Raw genomic sequence first — 16,650 nt, forward strand, 5'->3', positions numbered from 1 at the left:
ACCTTAAATAAAAAAGGCTCCAGGTAAGGAGCCTTTTTAGCTTAATGAAACCTTAGCCGATTGTCATCAGACTGGCGTTACCGCCCGCTGCTGCGGTGTTTACACTTAGCGAACGTTCAACGTATAAACGTTCCAGTAGCAGGTTGGTTTCCCCGCGTGCAAAACCTTGTACGGAAACAATAGCGCCATCGCGGGCTGCCACTTTCTCGCACAGGGCGCGTAACTGGTCGGAATCACCGTGATAAATCACCGCATCAAACGGCTGGGTCAGTAACATATCTTCTTTCGCGAAATCGATATGTTTCTGTACCAGAGCCGGTAGCGCTTTTGCCAGTTCGCGATGCAGTTTGTCATCAGCCCATAGCGCACGACTGCCCACGCTTGTGACCGCTGCCAGTTGCACCAGTACGTCCTGCTCATTATCCGCGATACACAATACTCGCTCACGCGGCATAAGGGCATAGGTGTTACGTTCACCCGTTGGCCCCGGTAACTGGCGTAACGTACCGCTTTGCGCCAGTTGCGCGAAGCGTGCGCAGATAGCAGGCAATTCACCTTTTTTTACCGCCCATTGCGCTAACGCTTGATGAGTTTCCTGAAGGCTGGCTTTAAGCGTGGAGTCCACCGGTAGTTCAGCATCCTGGCGGTTAAAGGTGGTTTGCAGCGCGTTGTCCGGGCGGTTTGCCAGCAGGCGATACAGATACAGTGGGCCACCAGCTTTCGGGCCTGTCCCCGATAAACCCTCTCCACCAAATGGCTGCACACCGACGACCGCACCAACCATATTGCGGTTGACGTACATATTCCCTACGTGTGCAGAACAGGTGACCTGAGCAATGGTTTCGTCAATACGCGTATGTACGCCAAGCGTCAGGCCATATCCCGCCGCGTTGATTTGGTTAATCAGCGTTTCCAGGTTGTTACGGTTATAACGCACCACATGCAGCACCGGGCCAAACACCTCTTTTTGCATCTCATCGAAGCTTTCCAGCTCAATCAATGTAGGTGCGACGAAAGTACCGCTCTGCCACTCTTTCGCATCCACGCTGTTTTCACGAGCAGCCTGGAATACTTTGCGGCCTTTACTGCGCAGCGTTTGAATATGTTTCTCGATATTCTCTTTTGCTTCGGCGTCGATAACCGGGCCGATGTCCGTGGTTAAGCGGCCAGGGTTACCCATACGACATTCCGCCATCGCACCGCGCAGCATTTGCAGCGTGTGGTCGGCGACATCTTCCTGGATACACAACACGCGCAGTGCGGAACAACGTTGGCCTGCGCTATCAAAGGCCGAGGCCAGCACATCAACAACCACCTGTTCGGTAAGCGCTGAAGAATCGACGATCATTGCATTCAGGCCGCCGGTTTCGGCAATCAGCGGCGTTGGGCGACCTTGTGGATCAAGGCGGTCAGCAATGTTGCGTTGCAGCAAGGTAGCCACTTCTGTGGAGCCGGTAAACATCACGCCACGTACGCGGGCATCGCCTGTTAACTGTGCGCCAACGGTTTCACCACGGCCAGGCAGCAGTTGCAGTACGCCCGCAGGTACACCGGCTTCCAGCAGAATATTGATACCAAGGGCGGCAATCAGCGGGGTTTGCTCAGCAGGTTTTGCCAGCACACTGTTACCGGCTGCGAGTGCCGCAGCAATTTGCCCGGTAAAGATAGCCAGAGGGAAGTTCCACGGGCTGATGCAAACGACCGGGCCAAGTGGGCGGTGAGTTTCGTTATCGAAATCATCGCGTACCTGGCCTGCGTAATAATGCAGGAAATCCACGGCTTCACGCACTTCGGCAATTGCGTTGCTAAAGGTTTTACCGGCTTCACGTACCAGAACGCCAATCAGCTTCTGCATCTGGCCTTCCATCATCACCGCCGCACGCTCAAGGATTGCAGCGCGTTCTTGCGGTGGGGTGGCGAACCAAATTGGTGCATTGTTAACGGCACTCACGAGTGCTTGTGAAACTTCTTCTTCAGTGGCTTCACGCGTATAGCCCACGATATCTGTCGGTTCCGCAGGGTTTTTCACCGCTACCATATCGCCTGGAGCAACGGCATTTTCCAGAATCGGCAGCGCCTGCCATTTTTGTGCCGCACTGTTAAGTAGGGCAGAGGAGAGGGAGGCGAGGCGATGTTCGTTCGCCAGATCCAGACCGCTGGAGTTGGTACGATTCGCGCCGTACAGCTCTTTCGGTACAGCGATTTTAGGATGTGGCAGACCGAGTTGGCCTTCTTTAACCGCGATTGCTTCAATGGCGGTAACCGGATCGGCAACCAGTTCATCAAGCGGTAGCGTGTTGTCGGCAATACGGTTAACAAACGAAGTATTCGCGCCATTTTCCAACAGGCGACGCACCAGGTATGCCAGCAGTGTTTCGTGAGTGCCGACAGGTGCATAAATACGGCAAGGGCGATTGAGTTTACCGTCGGCAATTTTACCCACCACTTGATCGTAAAGTGGTTCACCCATGCCGTGCAGGCACTGGAATTCATACTGGCCTGGATAGTAGTTCTGACCGGCCAGGTTGTAGATTGCCGCCAGTGTATGGGCGTTGTGCGTCGCAAACTGCGGGTAAATCAGGTTTGGTACTGCCAACAGTTTTTTCGCGCATGCCAGATAAGAGATGTCGGTGTAAACCTTGCGGGTATAAACCGGGTAGCCTTCCAGCCCGTCCATCTGGGCGCGTTTGATTTCGCTGTCCCAGTACGCGCCTTTCACCAGACGGATCATCAGGCGGCGACGGCTGCGGGTTGCGAGATCTACCAGGTAATCAATCACAAACGGGCAGCGTTTTTGGTATGCCTGAATCACGAAACCAATGCCGTTCCAGCCGGCTAATTCAGGTTCGAAGCAGAGTTTTTCCAGCAGATCGAGAGAGATCTCCAGGCGATCGGCCTCTTCGGCGTCGATATTAATGCCGATATCATACTGGCGCGCCAGCAGTGTCAGGAATTTCAAGCGTGGGTACAACTCTTCCATTACGCGATCGTACTGCGCACGGCTGTAACGTGGGTGCAGCGCGGAAAGCTTGATGGAAATACCTGGGCCTTCATAAATGCCACGCCCGTTAGAGGCTTTACCAATCGCGTGAATCGCTTGCTGATAAGAAACCATGTAAGCCTGTGCATCGGCTTCAGTAAGTGCTGCTTCACCCAGCATATCGTAAGAGTAGCGGAAACCTTTCTCCTCGAGTTTGCGTGCATTAGCCAACGCTTCGGAAATGGTTTCGCCGGTTACAAACTGCTCGCCCATCAGGCGCATCGCCATATCCACACCTTTGCGGATTAATGGCTCACCGCTTTTACCGATGATGCGGTTCAGGGATGTCGACAGACTCGCTTCATTGTGGGTGGACACCAGTTTGCCGGTGAACAGCAGACCCCAGGTGGCAGCGTTCACAAACAGTGATGGGCTGCGGCCAATATGCGAGTGCCAGTTGCCGTTGCTAATTTTGTCGCGGATTAACGCATCGCGCGTGGCTTTGTCCGGGATGCGCAGTAACGCTTCGGCCAGACACATCAACGCCACACCCTCTTGTGAGGAAAGTGAGAATTCTTGCAGCAAACCTTGTACCATGCCCGCCCGGCCTGATGCACTCTTCTGATTACGAAGCTTTTCAGCGAGTTGGTAAGCCAGTTTGTGAGTTTGTTCAGCAATATTCAGTGGCAAACGCGCCTGTTCCAGAATCATTGGCACCGCATCGGTTTCCGGACGGCGCCAGGCTGCGGTGATAGCTGCGCGAGTAACAGACTGAGGAAGAATTTGTTCTGCAAAATCAAGGAACGGCTGGTGTGTTTCTTCAACGTGCGGGGCAGCTTCTTCGCTTTCATTCGCGGCACCAGCCAGCATGGCCGGAAGTTCTGGTAATTCATCGTTATTTTCCAGGCGTTCGAGATAATTAAAAATCGCCTGTTTAATTAGCCAGTGTGGTGTGCGGTCAATACGTGAAGCGGCGTCTTTAATGCGCTCGCGGGTTGCGTCGTCCAGTTTTACGCCCATGGTGGTGGCCATGCCAGTAACTCCCATACCCGTTATCACTCGGGTAAATATTGAAGGGTTGATAAAAGTTATGCGGCAATATCTATCATGTTGCAACTTTGTGCAACCTTGTTAAATGTGAGCCAGCCAGCAAGCTGGGAAAAGAGTGAATTGTTAAATCAAAAATTAGAAAGTGAGCGGGTTAATCCTTCATGAGCAGGAAGATTTAACGGGCATAGTTAACGTTTTTTGTAGGTGCAACCGCTCAAAAGCGTGAGCGAGTGCAACCTCCCGAAAAAAGCTATTTTTTGTACGGTGAATTTATTGTGAATGTTGTGTTAAAACGTTTGTGAATAAAAAAGCTTCCAGCAGGAAACTGTTGCGAAGTGAAATGACTATAAATAAACCGAGCTACGTTCCGGCACGGTAATACCGGGTAACACCGGAATAATCTGGAGAACTTGCATGACCATGAGTACACCAATGCTGGTGACATTCTTCATCTATATCTTTGGCATGATATTGATTGGGTTTATCGCCTGGCGTTCAACCAAAAACTTTGATGACTACATTCTGGGCGGTCGCAGCCTGGGTAGTGTGGTCACCGCATTATCAGCGGGCGCTTCCGACATGAGCGGCTGGCTGCTGATGGGCTTGCCTGGCGCTATCTTCCTTTCCGGTATTTCGGAAAGCTGGATTGCCATCGGCCTGACTGTGGGCGCTTACATCAACTGGAAACTGGTCGCCGGACGTTTGCGTGTTCATACCGAGGTGAACAACAACGCACTGACACTGCCTGATTATTTCACCGGACGTTTTGAAGATAAAAGTCGTGTATTGCGTATTATCTCCGCGTTAGTGATTCTGCTGTTCTTCACTATCTATTGTGCGTCTGGCATCGTGGCTGGGGCGCGCCTGTTCGAAAGCACCTTTGGTATGAGCTACGAAACCGCGCTCTGGGCGGGGGCTGCGGCAACTATCATTTATACCTTTGTCGGTGGCTTCCTGGCAGTAAGTTGGACGGACACCGTTCAGGCGAGTTTGATGATTTTCGCCCTGATTTTAACGCCGGTGATGGTGGTGATTGCAGTTGGCGGGTTTGATGATTCGATGATGGTTATCAAACAAAAGAGCATTGAAAATATCGATATGCTCAAAGGGCTGAACTTCGTCGCAATTATCTCTTTGATGGGTTGGGGTCTGGGCTACTTTGGTCAGCCACATATTCTTGCGCGCTTCATGGCGGCAGATTCACATCACACCATCATTAAAGCGCGTCGCATCAGTATGACGTGGATGATTCTGTGCCTGGGTGGTGCGTGTGCCGTGGGCTTCTTTGGCATTGCTTACTTCTCCAATAATCCATCACTGGCAGGCGCGGTTAACCAGAATAGCGAGCGTGTGTTCATCGAACTGGCGCAGTTGCTGTTTAACCCATGGATTGCGGGCATTTTGTTGTCGGCAATTTTAGCTGCGGTGATGTCTACGCTAAGCTGCCAGCTGCTGGTCTGTTCCAGTGCAATCACTGAAGATCTGTATAAAGCGTTCTTCCGTAAAGATGCGGGGCAAAAAGAGCTGGTATGGGTAGGGCGCTTTATGGTGTTGCTGGTGGCTCTTATCGCCATCGCCCTGGCGGCTAACCCGGAAAACCGCGTTCTGGGTCTGGTCAGCTATGCATGGGCAGGCTTCGGTGCCGCATTTGGCCCGGTTGTACTGTTCTCGGTAATGTGGTCACGAATGACGCGTAATGGCGCGCTGGCTGGCATGATCATCGGTGCGCTGACCGTAATCGTCTGGAAACAGTTCGGCTGGCTCGGCCTGTATGAAATCATCCCAGGCTTTATCTTCGGCAGTATCGGCATTGTGGTGGTAAGCCTGCTTGGTAAAGCACCAAGTACCTCAATGCAGAAACGCTTCGCTGAAGCGGACGCGATTTACCACACCGCACCGCCAACCAAGTTACAACCTGAATAATCCTGCAAGGGCCGCAAATCGCGGCCCTTTTGTATTGCTGACAAAGAAGGAAAAAGTGTGATTTTTCCTTCTTTGTGGTTATCAGCCGAAAATCAATGAATTGATTTTCCTTGTTATTTTTCCGGTGCTATATGTCCATATTTTGGGCGTATGAGGTTTGCCATTAGTCTGCAAGGGCCGCAAATAGCGGCCCTTTTTACATATGCACATAAATAACTAAATTCTCCTCTTGTGTTTATTTTTGCGGTAATGATAATCACAATCGTTCTGGTTTACTTTTCTTTACGTCTTTTGACCTGGGTTCACAGTTGGGGTGTCAGGAATGTTTGTGCCGTTTCTCATTATGTTACGCGAAGGCCTGGAAGCCGCGCTGATTGTTAGCCTGATTGCCAGCTATCTGAAGCGTACTCAACGCGGCCAGTGGATTGGCGTGATGTGGATTGGTGTTGTGGCGGCGGCTGCACTTTGCTTAGGCCTGGGCATCTTTATTAATGAAACCACCGGTGAGTTCCCGCAAAAAGAGCAGGAGCTATTTGAAGGCATTGTGGCTGTCATTGCGGTCTTTATTCTGACCTGGATGGTGTTCTGGATGCGCAAAGTGTCGCGCAATGTGAAAGGGCAGCTTGAGCAGAAAGTCGACGAAGCGCTACACAGCAAAGGCAACCACGGTTGGGCGCTAATTTTAATGGTGTTCTTCGCCGTCGCCCGTGAAGGGCTGGAGTCGGTATTCTTTCTGCTGGCGGCATTCCAGCAGGATGTGGGCATTATGCCGCCGCTGGGCGCGATGCTCGGCCTTGGCACCGCCATTATTCTTGGTTTCCTGCTTTACTGGGGCGGTATCCGCCTGAATCTGGCCGTGTTCTTCAAATGGACCAGCCTGTTTATTCTGCTGGTCGCCGCAGGGCTCGCGGCAGGTGCCGTTCGTGCGTTCCACGAAGCGGGACTTTGGAATCACTTCCAGGATATCGCTTTTGACCTCAGTAATGTTCTTACCACTCATTCTCTTACCGGAACGCTGTTGGAAGGGATTTTTGGTTATCAGGAAACGCCAACTGTCAGTGAAGTCGGGATGTACTTTATTTACCTGGTTCCCGCGTTGGTACTGTTCTTTATTCCACCACGTATTAACACTCAAGCGACAAATAGCGTTCGCTAATAATATTGCGGCGCATTTCGTCGCTTAGTTACAACATACTTTTGTTTGAAAGGGATTGGCCATGAATACACACTTCCGTCTTAAGGCGCTGAATGTTGCGCTGGTTGCTCTTGTTTCTACTGCTTTTACAGCCCACGCGGCTGATGTTCCTCAGGTAAAAGTCACTGTGATTGATAAACAGTGCGAACCGATGAACATTACGGTTAACGCCGGTAAAACCCAGTTCATCATTCAAAACAACAGCCAGAAAGCGCTTGAGTGGGAAATCCTGAAAGGGGTGATGGTAGTTGAAGAGCGTGAGAACATCGCACCTGGTTTCTCTCAGAAAATGACTGCTAACCTGCAAGCTGGCGAGTACGACATGACTTGCGGCCTGTTAAGCAACCCTAAGGGCAAGCTTATCGTTAAAGCGGCGGGCGATCAGAGTGCACCGAAAAACGACCTGATGGCACTGGCCGGCCCAATCACCGAATACAAAGCTTATGTGACTGCGGAAGTTGCAGAATTGGTTAAAGGTACAAAAGCCTTTACTGACGCTGTGAAAGCCGGCGATATCGAAAAAGCTAAATCCCTGTATGCGCCGACTCGCCAGCATTACGAGCGCATCGAACCTATTGCTGAACTGTTCTCCGATCTCGACGGTAGTATTGATGCCCGCGAAGATGATTACGAGCAAAAAGCGAACGATCCGAAATTCACCGGTTTCCACCGTCTGGAAAAAGCGCTGTTTGGTGATAACTCCACCAAAGACATGGAAAAATATGCCGATCAGCTCAACAGCGACGTGTTGGATCTGCAAACGCGTATTTCTGAGCTGGCATTCCCGCCGAGTAAAGTTGTGGGCGGTGCAGCGGGCCTGATTGAAGAAGTCGCAGCGAGCAAAATCAGTGGCGAAGAAGATCGCTACAGCCGCACTGACCTGTGGGACTTCCAGGCAAACGTCGATGGTGCACAGAAAATTGTTAACTTGCTGCGCCCGTTACTGATTAAAGACAACGCTCCGCTGCTGGCAAAAGTGGATGCCAACTTCAAGAAAGTTGACACTATTCTCGCTAAGTACAAAACCAAAGACGGTTACGAGACTTACGACAAACTGTCCGATGCTGACCGCAATGCGCTGAAAGGGCCAGTAACGGCACTGGCGGAAGACTTGTCACAACTGCGTGGCGTACTGGGTCTGGACTAAGTTTTATGGAAGAAAAAACTAAACACGGCGGCCATCTTCCGGCGCGCCGTCGGTTACTGAAAAGCCTGGGCGCGCTTGGTGGCGCCCTTGCTGTTAACGGTGGTTGCCCGGTAGCACATGCGGCAAAACAAGAAACCTCACCCGGAACCTTGCCCCCTGATGCACGCATGGAAAAGCAACCGTTTTACGGTGAGCATCAGGCTGGCGTACTGACTCCACAGCAAGCGGCAATGATGTTGGTTGCCTTTGATGTGCTGGCCAGTGATAAAGCTGACCTTGAGCGTTTATTCAAGTTACTGTCTGCGCGTTTCGATTTCCTCACTACGGGTGGGCCTGCTCCGGATACCCCTAATCCGCGGATGCCACCAATGGATTCAGGGATTCTCGGTGCGCAGATTTATCCTGATAACCTGACTTTCACGCTCTCTGTAGGGACATCGCTATTCGACGATCGTTATGGTCTTAAAGGACAGATGCCGAAGAAGTTGCAAAAGATGGAACGCTTTGCGAACGATTCGCTCGATGCCAGCTTGTGTCACGGGGATTTATTGCTGCAAATCTGCGCCAATACCGCCGACACGATTATCCATGCCTTGCGAGATATCATCAAACACACGCCAGATTTGCTAAGTGTGCGTTGGAAGCGGGAAGGGTTTATCTCTAACCACGCAGCGCGTAGTCGCGGCAAAGAAACACCTATCAACCTGTTAGGTTTTAAAGATGGTACGGCCAATCCCAACAGCGAAGATAAGCCGCTGATGGATAATGTGGTATGGGTGACGGCAGACCAGCAGGAACCCGCATGGGCGGTAGGTGGCAGCTATCAGGCAGTGCGTATTATTCAGTTTCATGTTGAGTCCTGGGACCGAACGCCACTAAAAGAGCAGCAAACGATTTTTGGCCGCGATAAACATAGCGGCGCGCCGCTAGGTATGAAGAATGAGCACGACGAGCCTGATTATGCAGCCGATCCTGACGGTAATGTGATTGCGCTTGATGCTCATATTCGTCTGGCGAACCCGCGCACCAAAGAGACGCAGTCCAGCCTGATGATGCGCCGTGGTTACAGCTATTCGCTGGGCGTATCAAAGTCCGGGCAACTGGATATGGGATTGTTATTTGTCTGCTTCCAGCATGACCTTGAGAAAGGTTTTTTGGCTGTGCAGCAACGTCTTAATGGCGAAGCGCTGGAGGAGTACGTGAAGCCGATTGGCGGCGGGTACTTCTTTGTATTACCAGGTGTTGTGGATAAGCAGCATTATTTAGGGCAGGGGCTTTTAGAAGCTTGATTTAATCATTTTGGAATGACTCTCATCCTGACCTTCTTTTTGAAAGAAGGCCGGGGTGAGGGCGTTCTACTCTCACGTCAAACACCTCTCTTTCTATAATTCTTCTCCTGCTAATTTTTCAATTGCTAACAATTTGCCTGCCTGGTATTCATTCAATTTCTCTATGACTATACCTTTGATATAAAAGTGTAATATTTTTATGTCATAAATTTGATAAGCGAATGACGAAACGCGAATGTTGATTTAAAGTAAAATAAAAGTTGCAATTTAGATAATTTTTGATGTAATTAAAGCACGAGCGGTAGTTCCCGGCTGTGAATCTTAATCACAATGGAGATCGCGAATGGTAGGGTCCTGTACTGGACGATTGAACAAACATCTTACCCGCACAAACCAGCGCGGAGGCATCTCCTCCGGCTTCGCTATCTTCACCGCTAAAAACCCTGAATCCTCAATCAATCAATGTATTAACGATGCGCTAAGCGGCGTAATTCGTCTAACTGGTGCACCCTCTCAACCGGCAGTTCATGGCTTAAAAGGAAGCCAAACCTCATCCGTTAGTGAACATAATCGCGCACTGTGCTGTGGCGCGGGAAATGAAACCAACTGTAAGGTGCCATCCATGGGAAGACAGAAAGCAGTGATCAAAGCTCGTCGTGAAGCAAAACGTGTGCTGAGACGGGATTCGCGTAGCCATAAACAGCGCGAAGAGGAATCGGTCACAACGCTTGTGCAGATGAGCGGCGTTGAATCTATCGGTATGGCAAGAGATTGCCGTGATAACTCACCGATAGCGGCGCGAAATGAGGCTCAGGAGCACTATCTTAACGCCATCGAGAAAAAGCAGCTGATATTCGCCACCGGTGAAGCCGGGTGCGGCAAAACGTATATCAGTGCGGCGAAAGCCGCTGAGGCCCTGATACATAAGGATGTCGACAGGATTATTGTCACCCGCCCGGTTCTGCAAGCTGACGAAGATCTCGGCTTCTTACCCGGGGATATTTCGGAAAAATTCGCACCTTATTTCCGCCCGGTGTATGACATCCTGGTGCGACGTTTAGGGTCGTCTTTTATGCAGTACTGTCTGCGTCCCGAAATTGGCAAAGTAGAGATTGCGCCGTTCGCCTATATGCGTGGACGTACCTTCGAAAATGCGGTGGTTATTCTTGATGAGGCGCAGAATGTTACCGCAGCGCAAATGAAAATGTTCTTAACGCGCCTTGGGGAAAACGTGACGGTCATCGTCAATGGCGATATCACCCAATGTGATTTGCCACGGGGTGTTCAGTCCGGCCTGAGTGATGCTCTGGCACGTTTTGAAGAAGATGAGATGGTAGGTGTGGTCCGCTTTGGCAAACAAGATTGTGTGCGCTCAGCCCTTTGCCAGCGCGCATTGAATGCCTACGACTGATTTCTGGTGTGAAAGAATTGTAAAGCCCAAACTCTGTTTGGGCTTTTTTCTTTGCGCGAATTATTTACCCAAAATGTGAAGGGTATCAAAACGGATGGTCAAGGAGAGACAATTTTAGGCCTCACAATATTATTCCCCGCCTGCGTGTTGCCGTATACTTCTCTCAACAAGAAACAATCAGAACTTTCCAATCAGTCCCTTTTGCAGGCGTGGGTTGTGCTGATTTCAGACATGCAGGCTGTTGCAACGTGAGGAATTTATTATGACTAAAAGACGTATCTACCTATTTTGTTCTGCCGGGATGTCCACCTCATTGCTGGTATCAAAAATGAAGGCGCAGGCAGAGAAGTATGAAGTGCCTGTAATTATCGAAGCCTGGCCTGAAACTCTGGCTGCTGAAAAAGGCAAGGATGCGGATCTGGTATTACTTGGACCACAAATCGCTTATATGCTGCCAGAAATTCAGAAAGTGTTACCAGGTAAACCGGTAGAAGTTATTGATTCAGCAATGTACGGCAAAATTGATGGGTTAGGCGTGCTGAAAGCAGCTGTCGCATCTATCAAGAAAGCAGCAAACAATTAATTTTATATTTTGTTTTATTTTTCCGTCAAAGAACGACCTTACACAACCTGGCCGCAAGAATCTTGCGGCAATAAAGGAAATTACAAATGAGTAAAGTCATTGATTCACTTGAGAAGATATTGCTTCCTTTCGCAGTGAAAATTGGGAAGCAACCGCACGTCAACGCAATTAAAAATGGTTTCATCAAATTAATGCCATTGACCCTTGCCGGGGCCATGTTTGTATTAATCAATAACGTATTTCTGAGTTTTGGCGCTGGTTCATTTTTTTATTCCTTAGGTATTCGTTTAGATCCCTCAACCATTGAAACTCTTAATGGGTTAAAAGCCATTGGCGGCAACGTATATAACGGCACGTTAGGTATTATGTCGCTAATGGCTCCTTTTTTCATTGGTATGGCACTTGCTGAGGAACGTAAAGTTGACCCTCTTGCAGCCGGTTTATTATCCGTTGCGGCATTTATGACCGTTACACCCTATAGCGTAGGCGAAGCTTATGCTGTTGGCGCTAACTGGTTAGGTGGTCAGAATATTATTTCCGGTATTGTTATTGGTCTGGTTGTCGCGGAGCTATTTACTTTCGTCATCCGTAGAAACTGGGTTATTACTTTGCCAGATAGTGTGCCGACATCGGTATCACGTTCTTTCTCTGCATTAATTCCAGGCTTTATTATCCTGTCTATTTTCGGGATTATTTCCTGGCTGCTGGCAAATCACGGTAGCAACTTCCACCAGATCATTATGGACTCCATTTCTACGCCGCTGGCGTCGATGGGTGCGGTAGTGGGCTGGGCGTACGTAATCTTCAACTCCCTGCTGTGGTTCTTTGGTGTGCATGGTTCACTGGCGCTTACTGCGCTGGACAACGGCATCATGACCCCGTGGGCGTTGGAAAACATCGCAATTTACAACCAGTATGGCTCTGTACAGGCGGCACTTGACGCGGGTAAACAGTTCCACTTCTGGGCGAAACCAATGCTCGACTCCTACATCCTATTGGGTGGTTCTGGTGCGACACTGGGCTTAATTATCGCCATCTTCATGGTTTCACGTCGTGCCGATCACCGTCAGGTTGCGAAACTGGCATTGCCATCAGGCATCTTCCAGATTAACGAACCTATCCTGTTTGGTCTGCCAATCATCATGAACCCGGTTATGTTTATCCCGTTCGTACTGGTTCAGCCGATTCTGGCAGCCATCACACTTGCGGCTTACTCTCTGGGAATTATTCCACCGGTCACCAACCTGGCCCCGTGGACGATGCCTACCGGCTTGGGCGCCTTCTTCAACAGTAACGGTAGTATTGCAGCACTGTTAGTTGCACTGTTTAACCTGGGTGTTGCGACATGTGTCTACATTCCGTTCGTTATCCTGTCTAACAAAGCGCAGGCTGTAATTGAAGAAGAAGAAAGCGAAGAAGATATTGCTAACGCACTGAAATTCTAATGTTAAGTTTTGGCTGGGGATGGCCCCCTGTCCCCAGCCACTTTGAACACACCGGGAGATTGAGATGTTTGATTTGGATAGCGCAGTAGAAAACGAAGTAGATACTGACGATCTTGAAGAAGTTGTAATGGGTTTAATTATTAACTCTGGACAAGCCCGCAGCCTGGCATACGGCGCACTGAAAATCGCTAAAACCGGTGATTTTGAAAAGGCATGGGAGTTGATGGCGCAGTCTCGTGAAGCACTGAACCAGGCACACCTGGTACAGACCAAACTGATTGAGGGTGATCAGGGCGAAGGCAAAACTAAAGTTAGCCTGGTGTTGGTTCATGCACAGGATCACCTGATGACTTCTATGCTGGCGCGTGAGCTGGTGACAGAACTTATTGAGCTTCACGAAAAAATAAAATAAGTTGGAGTCCCTATGCAGCCACCGGTAATCAGTATGGAAATCAACACGGCACGCGAGAGTCAGCTTTTTGATGGTCAACATTTCCACATGTTCATCCACAACAAAGTCGAAAGTGTCTCCGGGCTGCATCAGCATGATTATTACGAATTCACGGTGGTATTGACGGGACGTTATTATCAGGAAATCAACGGTAAACGTGTGCTGTTGGAAAGAGGGAGTTTTGTTTTCATTCCACTCGGCTCTTATCATCAAAGCTTTTATGATTTTGGTGCGACTCGAATTCTGAATGTTGGTATTAGCAAGGCTTTTTTCGAACAACATTATTTACCGTTATTCCCGGCATATTTTATTGCGTCACAGGTTTATCAAATTAAGAATGAGTTTTTGACTTATATTGAATCTGTGACTGCTTCATTAAACTTCCGTCAGGGCGAGTTTAGTGAGTTTCTCGAAATGGTGACGTTTTATATTGTGAACCGTCTGCGTCACCATAAAGAATCTGAGTCAGGTGGTGATATTCCAGGCTGGCTAAAAAATACTGTCGAGTTGATGCATGGCAAGTCAATGTTTGGTGATAAAGCATTAGTGAATATGGTGGAGTTGTCCGGTAAGTCACAGGAGTATTTAACCCGTGCTACACAGCGCCACTATGGAAAAACACCGATGCAAATTATCAATGAGATAAGAATTAATTTTGCTAAGAAACAACTGGAGATCACTAACTACTCTGTCACCGATATTGCTTTTGAGTCAGGTTACAGTAGTGCCAGTATGTTTATTAAAAACTTTAAAAAGCTAACGTCATTTACACCGCAGCATTATCGGAAGCAGTTATATAGCATTAAGTGATTTTATTTATATCCTGTAAATGTATTAGTGAGGGTTAAATATAATCTTCAATAATACATCTATATTTCTGTATTAATTACAGTGCAAATACTTGTACCGGAGTTCCTATGAGTAAAAAATTGAAAGTCGTCACAATTGGTGGTGGGAGCAGTTATACCCCTGAATTACTCGAAGGTTTTATTAAACGTTACGATGAATTGCCGATTAGTGAATTATGGCTGGTTGATGTCGAAGCCGGTAAAGAGAAACAAGATATTATCTTTGATCTTTGCTTACGCATGATTGAACGCGCAGGTGTACCGATTGCACTGTATAAGACTCTCAATCGTCGGGAAGCCCTGGTTGATGCCGATTTCGTTACTACACAATTGCGTGTTGGGCAACTTAAAGCCCGTGAGCTTGATGAGCGTATTCCGCTAAGCTACGGCTATTTGGGCCAGGAAACTAACGGTGCGGGTGGCTTGTTTAAAGGCCTGCGTACGATTCCGGTGATTTTCGACATCATTAATGATGTGAAAGAGATTTGTCCGGACGCATGGGTCATCAACTTCACTAACCCGGCCGGCATGGTAACCGAAGCGGTTTATCGCCACACTGACTTCAAAAAATTCATCGGTGTTTGCAACATTCCCGTGGGCATGAAAATGTTCATTAAAGATGTGTTGAAACTTGCACCAACAGATGAGTTGAATATCGATTTGTTCGGCCTGAACCATATGGTCTTCATCAAAGATGTCATCGTTAACGGTATCTCTCGCTTTGACGAGCTGCTCGATGGCGTGGCGTCCGGCACCTTGACCGCAGGTTCGGTGAAAAACATCTTTGATCTGCCGTTCAGTGAAGGTCTGATTCGTTCTCTGCGCCTGCTGCCGTGCTCTTATTTGCTCTACTACTTCAAGCAAAAAGAGATGTTGGCCATCGAAATGGGCGAGTTCTACAAAGGCGGCGCACGCGCAACGGTTGTGCAGAAAGTCGAGAAGCAACTGTTCGAGCTGTACAAAGACCCTGCGTTGAATGTGAAACCTAAAGAGCTGGAGCTGCGTGGCGGGGCTTACTACTCCGACGCGGCTTGTGAAGTTATCAGCGATATCTATAACGACAAGCAAAGTGAGCACTATGTTAACGTGCCGCACCACGGCCATGTTGATAATATTCCTGCTGATTGGGCGGTCGAAATGACCTGTACCATCGGTCGTGATGGTGCAACCCCAAGCTCGCGCATCACTCATTTTGATGAAAAAGTGTTGGGCCTGATTTACACCATCAAAGGGTTTGAAGTGGCGGCCAGTGAAGCGGCGCTTAGCGGAAACTTTAATGATGTTCTGCTGGCACTGAATTTAAGCCCGCTGATTCATTCTGATAAAGATGCCGAGAAAATTGCTCGCGATATGTTGTTAGCGCACGAAGCTAATCTGCCAAACTTTGCACAAGCTATCGCTGCACTTAAATAACTGGAGGCCCTCCCTGCAAAGGGAGGGCTGCTTACCGAGGCGACAATGGATAAGTTATTAATTGTTAACGCGGACGATTTTGGGCTGTGTAAGGCACAAAATTACGGAATTATTGACGCATTCACCCACGGTGTAGTGACGTCTACCACCGCGATGGTTAACGCCGCAGGTATTGAACATGCTGTTGCACTCAGTGCAAAACATCCTGGTCTGGCTGTTGGGATGCACTTTGTACTGACATTAGGCCGGCCACTTTCTGCCATGCCGGGCCTGGTTGATGAAAAGGGCGAGTTGGGCAAATGGATCTGGCAGCGAGCGGAAGAAGACACGCTGCCGCTTGCAGAAATTGAGCATGAACTTGAGTGCCAGTTTGCGAGATTTATCGAGTTATTTGGCCGTATGCCAACACATATCGATAGCCATCACCATGTTCATATGATCGCGCAAATTTACCCAATTGTTGAAGCGTTCGCTAAAGAAAAAGGTGTCGCAATTCGTTTTGATTACGATGCTGCCGCGCCACAAGGTTTAGAGTGTCAGGGCGTTAAAACACCAGAGGGTTTTGACAGCGGGTTTTATGGCGATGCAATCTCAGAAACACTTTTCCTGAATACCCTGGATCGCGCAATGTCGCGTGGTGAAAAATCACTGGAAATTATGTGTCACCCATCATTCATTGATAACACCATTCTTGCGAGCAAGTATTGCTATCCGCGTCTTGCCGAACTGGATGTGCTGACCTCCGCTTCGCTAAAATATGCGATAGCAGAACATGGCTACCGTCTGGGAACGTTTAAAGATCTTTGAAGGGGCTTATCGACTGGGCAACTGAGAAAACCGTTGCCCTTTTTGTCTTTACGACAGGAAATGGCAAACGATGGGCGAAAAAAAGTCTGAATGTGAATTCAGACTTTT

At 49.0% G+C, this 16,650-nt stretch carries 12 protein-coding genes; 11 read left to right on the top strand and 1 reads right to left on the bottom strand.

Annotation, left to right across the window (positions count from 1 at the left end; all coding sequences use genetic code 11):
• Positions 1-52 precede the first annotated feature (52 nt).
• Positions 53-4,012: a trifunctional transcriptional regulator/proline dehydrogenase/L-glutamate gamma-semialdehyde dehydrogenase gene (gene putA, locus M979_RS03495; RefSeq protein WP_157093202.1), complete on the bottom strand. Its 3,960-nt coding sequence runs from the start codon at positions 4,010-4,012 to the stop codon at positions 53-55.
• Positions 4,013-4,444: 432 nt separating this feature from the next.
• Between putA and putP the strand changes: the two genes are divergently transcribed.
• The 11 genes from putP (at position 4,445) to chbG (ending at position 16,542) form a co-directional block, all read left to right on the top strand.
• Positions 4,445-5,953, top strand: a complete 1,509-nt coding sequence (gene putP / locus M979_RS03500; protein WP_064553781.1) for a sodium/proline symporter PutP — start codon at positions 4,445-4,447, stop codon at positions 5,951-5,953.
• Between the two features lie 322 nt (positions 5,954-6,275).
• Complete coding sequence (gene efeU / locus M979_RS03505; RefSeq protein WP_064553783.1) at positions 6,276-7,109, top strand: iron uptake transporter permease EfeU; 834 nt, start codon at positions 6,276-6,278, stop codon at positions 7,107-7,109.
• A 61-nt stretch (positions 7,110-7,170) separates the two neighbouring features.
• Positions 7,171-8,295 carry an iron uptake system protein EfeO gene (efeO, locus tag M979_RS03510; protein WP_064553785.1) on the top strand — a complete coding sequence of 375 codons (1,125 nt, stop codon included), beginning with the start codon at positions 7,171-7,173 and terminating at the stop codon, positions 8,293-8,295.
• A 5-nt stretch (positions 8,296-8,300) separates the two neighbouring features.
• Positions 8,301-9,584, top strand: coding sequence for an iron uptake transporter deferrochelatase/peroxidase subunit (gene efeB, locus M979_RS03515; protein WP_064553787.1), 1,284 nt, complete (start codon positions 8,301-8,303; stop codon positions 9,582-9,584).
• Between the two features lie 622 nt (positions 9,585-10,206).
• Positions 10,207-10,995, top strand: coding sequence for a phosphate starvation-inducible protein PhoH (gene phoH, locus M979_RS03520; protein ID WP_034457187.1), 789 nt, complete (start codon positions 10,207-10,209; stop codon positions 10,993-10,995).
• Positions 10,996-11,257: 262 nt separating this feature from the next.
• Complete coding sequence (locus M979_RS03525) at positions 11,258-11,578, top strand: PTS sugar transporter subunit IIB (RefSeq protein ID WP_034456265.1); 321 nt, start codon at positions 11,258-11,260, stop codon at positions 11,576-11,578.
• Positions 11,579-11,664: 86 nt separating this feature from the next.
• The gene (gene chbC / locus M979_RS03530) at positions 11,665-13,023 is read left to right on the top strand and encodes a PTS N,N'-diacetylchitobiose transporter subunit IIC (protein ID WP_034456264.1); all 1,359 of its coding nucleotides are present in this window, start codon (positions 11,665-11,667) and stop codon (positions 13,021-13,023) included.
• Positions 13,024-13,087: 64 nt separating this feature from the next.
• On the top strand, positions 13,088-13,435 hold the full coding sequence (gene chbA, locus M979_RS03535) for a PTS N,N'-diacetylchitobiose transporter subunit IIA (protein WP_034456263.1): 348 nt from the start codon (positions 13,088-13,090) through the stop codon (positions 13,433-13,435).
• A 12-nt stretch (positions 13,436-13,447) separates the two neighbouring features.
• Entirely contained in the window at positions 13,448-14,284 is an 837-nt protein-coding gene (gene chbR / locus M979_RS03540; protein WP_051880561.1) for a transcriptional regulator ChbR, read from the top strand.
• A gap of 107 nt (positions 14,285-14,391) precedes the next feature.
• Entirely contained in the window at positions 14,392-15,735 is a 1,344-nt protein-coding gene (locus tag M979_RS03545; protein ID WP_034456262.1) for a 6-phospho-beta-glucosidase, read from the top strand.
• Positions 15,736-15,780: 45 nt separating this feature from the next.
• Positions 15,781-16,542 (top strand): chitin disaccharide deacetylase, encoded by a 762-nt coding sequence (chbG, locus tag M979_RS03550; protein ID WP_034456261.1) that lies wholly within the window; start codon positions 15,781-15,783, stop codon positions 16,540-16,542.
• Positions 16,543-16,650 lie beyond the last annotated feature (108 nt).

This window comes from Buttiauxella noackiae ATCC 51607 (assembly GCF_001654865.1).
GTDB lineage: Bacteria > Pseudomonadota > Gammaproteobacteria > Enterobacterales > Enterobacteriaceae > Buttiauxella > Buttiauxella noackiae.

Bases quoted from the DNA above. Each gene is read 5' to 3' on its own strand.
- M979_RS03545 (WP_034456262.1), top strand. From the start codon at position 14,392: ATGAGTAAAAAATTGAAAGTCGTCACAATTGGTGGTGGGAGCAGTTAT.
- phoH (WP_034457187.1), top strand. From the start codon at position 10,207: ATGGGAAGACAGAAAGCAGTGATCAAAGCTCGTCGTGAAGCAAAACGT.
- putA (WP_157093202.1), bottom strand. From the start codon at position 4,012: ATGGCCACCACCATGGGCGTAAAACTGGACGACGCAACCCGCGAGCGC.
- M979_RS03525 (WP_034456265.1), top strand. From the start codon at position 11,258: ATGACTAAAAGACGTATCTACCTATTTTGTTCTGCCGGGATGTCCACC.
- chbC (WP_034456264.1), top strand. From the start codon at position 11,665: ATGAGTAAAGTCATTGATTCACTTGAGAAGATATTGCTTCCTTTCGCA.
- efeB (WP_064553787.1), top strand. From the start codon at position 8,301: ATGGAAGAAAAAACTAAACACGGCGGCCATCTTCCGGCGCGCCGTCGG.
- chbR (WP_051880561.1), top strand. From the start codon at position 13,448: ATGCAGCCACCGGTAATCAGTATGGAAATCAACACGGCACGCGAGAGT.
- putP (WP_064553781.1), top strand. From the start codon at position 4,445: ATGACCATGAGTACACCAATGCTGGTGACATTCTTCATCTATATCTTT.
- efeO (WP_064553785.1), top strand. From the start codon at position 7,171: ATGAATACACACTTCCGTCTTAAGGCGCTGAATGTTGCGCTGGTTGCT.
- chbG (WP_034456261.1), top strand. From the start codon at position 15,781: ATGGATAAGTTATTAATTGTTAACGCGGACGATTTTGGGCTGTGTAAG.
- chbA (WP_034456263.1), top strand. From the start codon at position 13,088: ATGTTTGATTTGGATAGCGCAGTAGAAAACGAAGTAGATACTGACGAT.
- efeU (WP_064553783.1), top strand. From the start codon at position 6,276: ATGTTTGTGCCGTTTCTCATTATGTTACGCGAAGGCCTGGAAGCCGCG.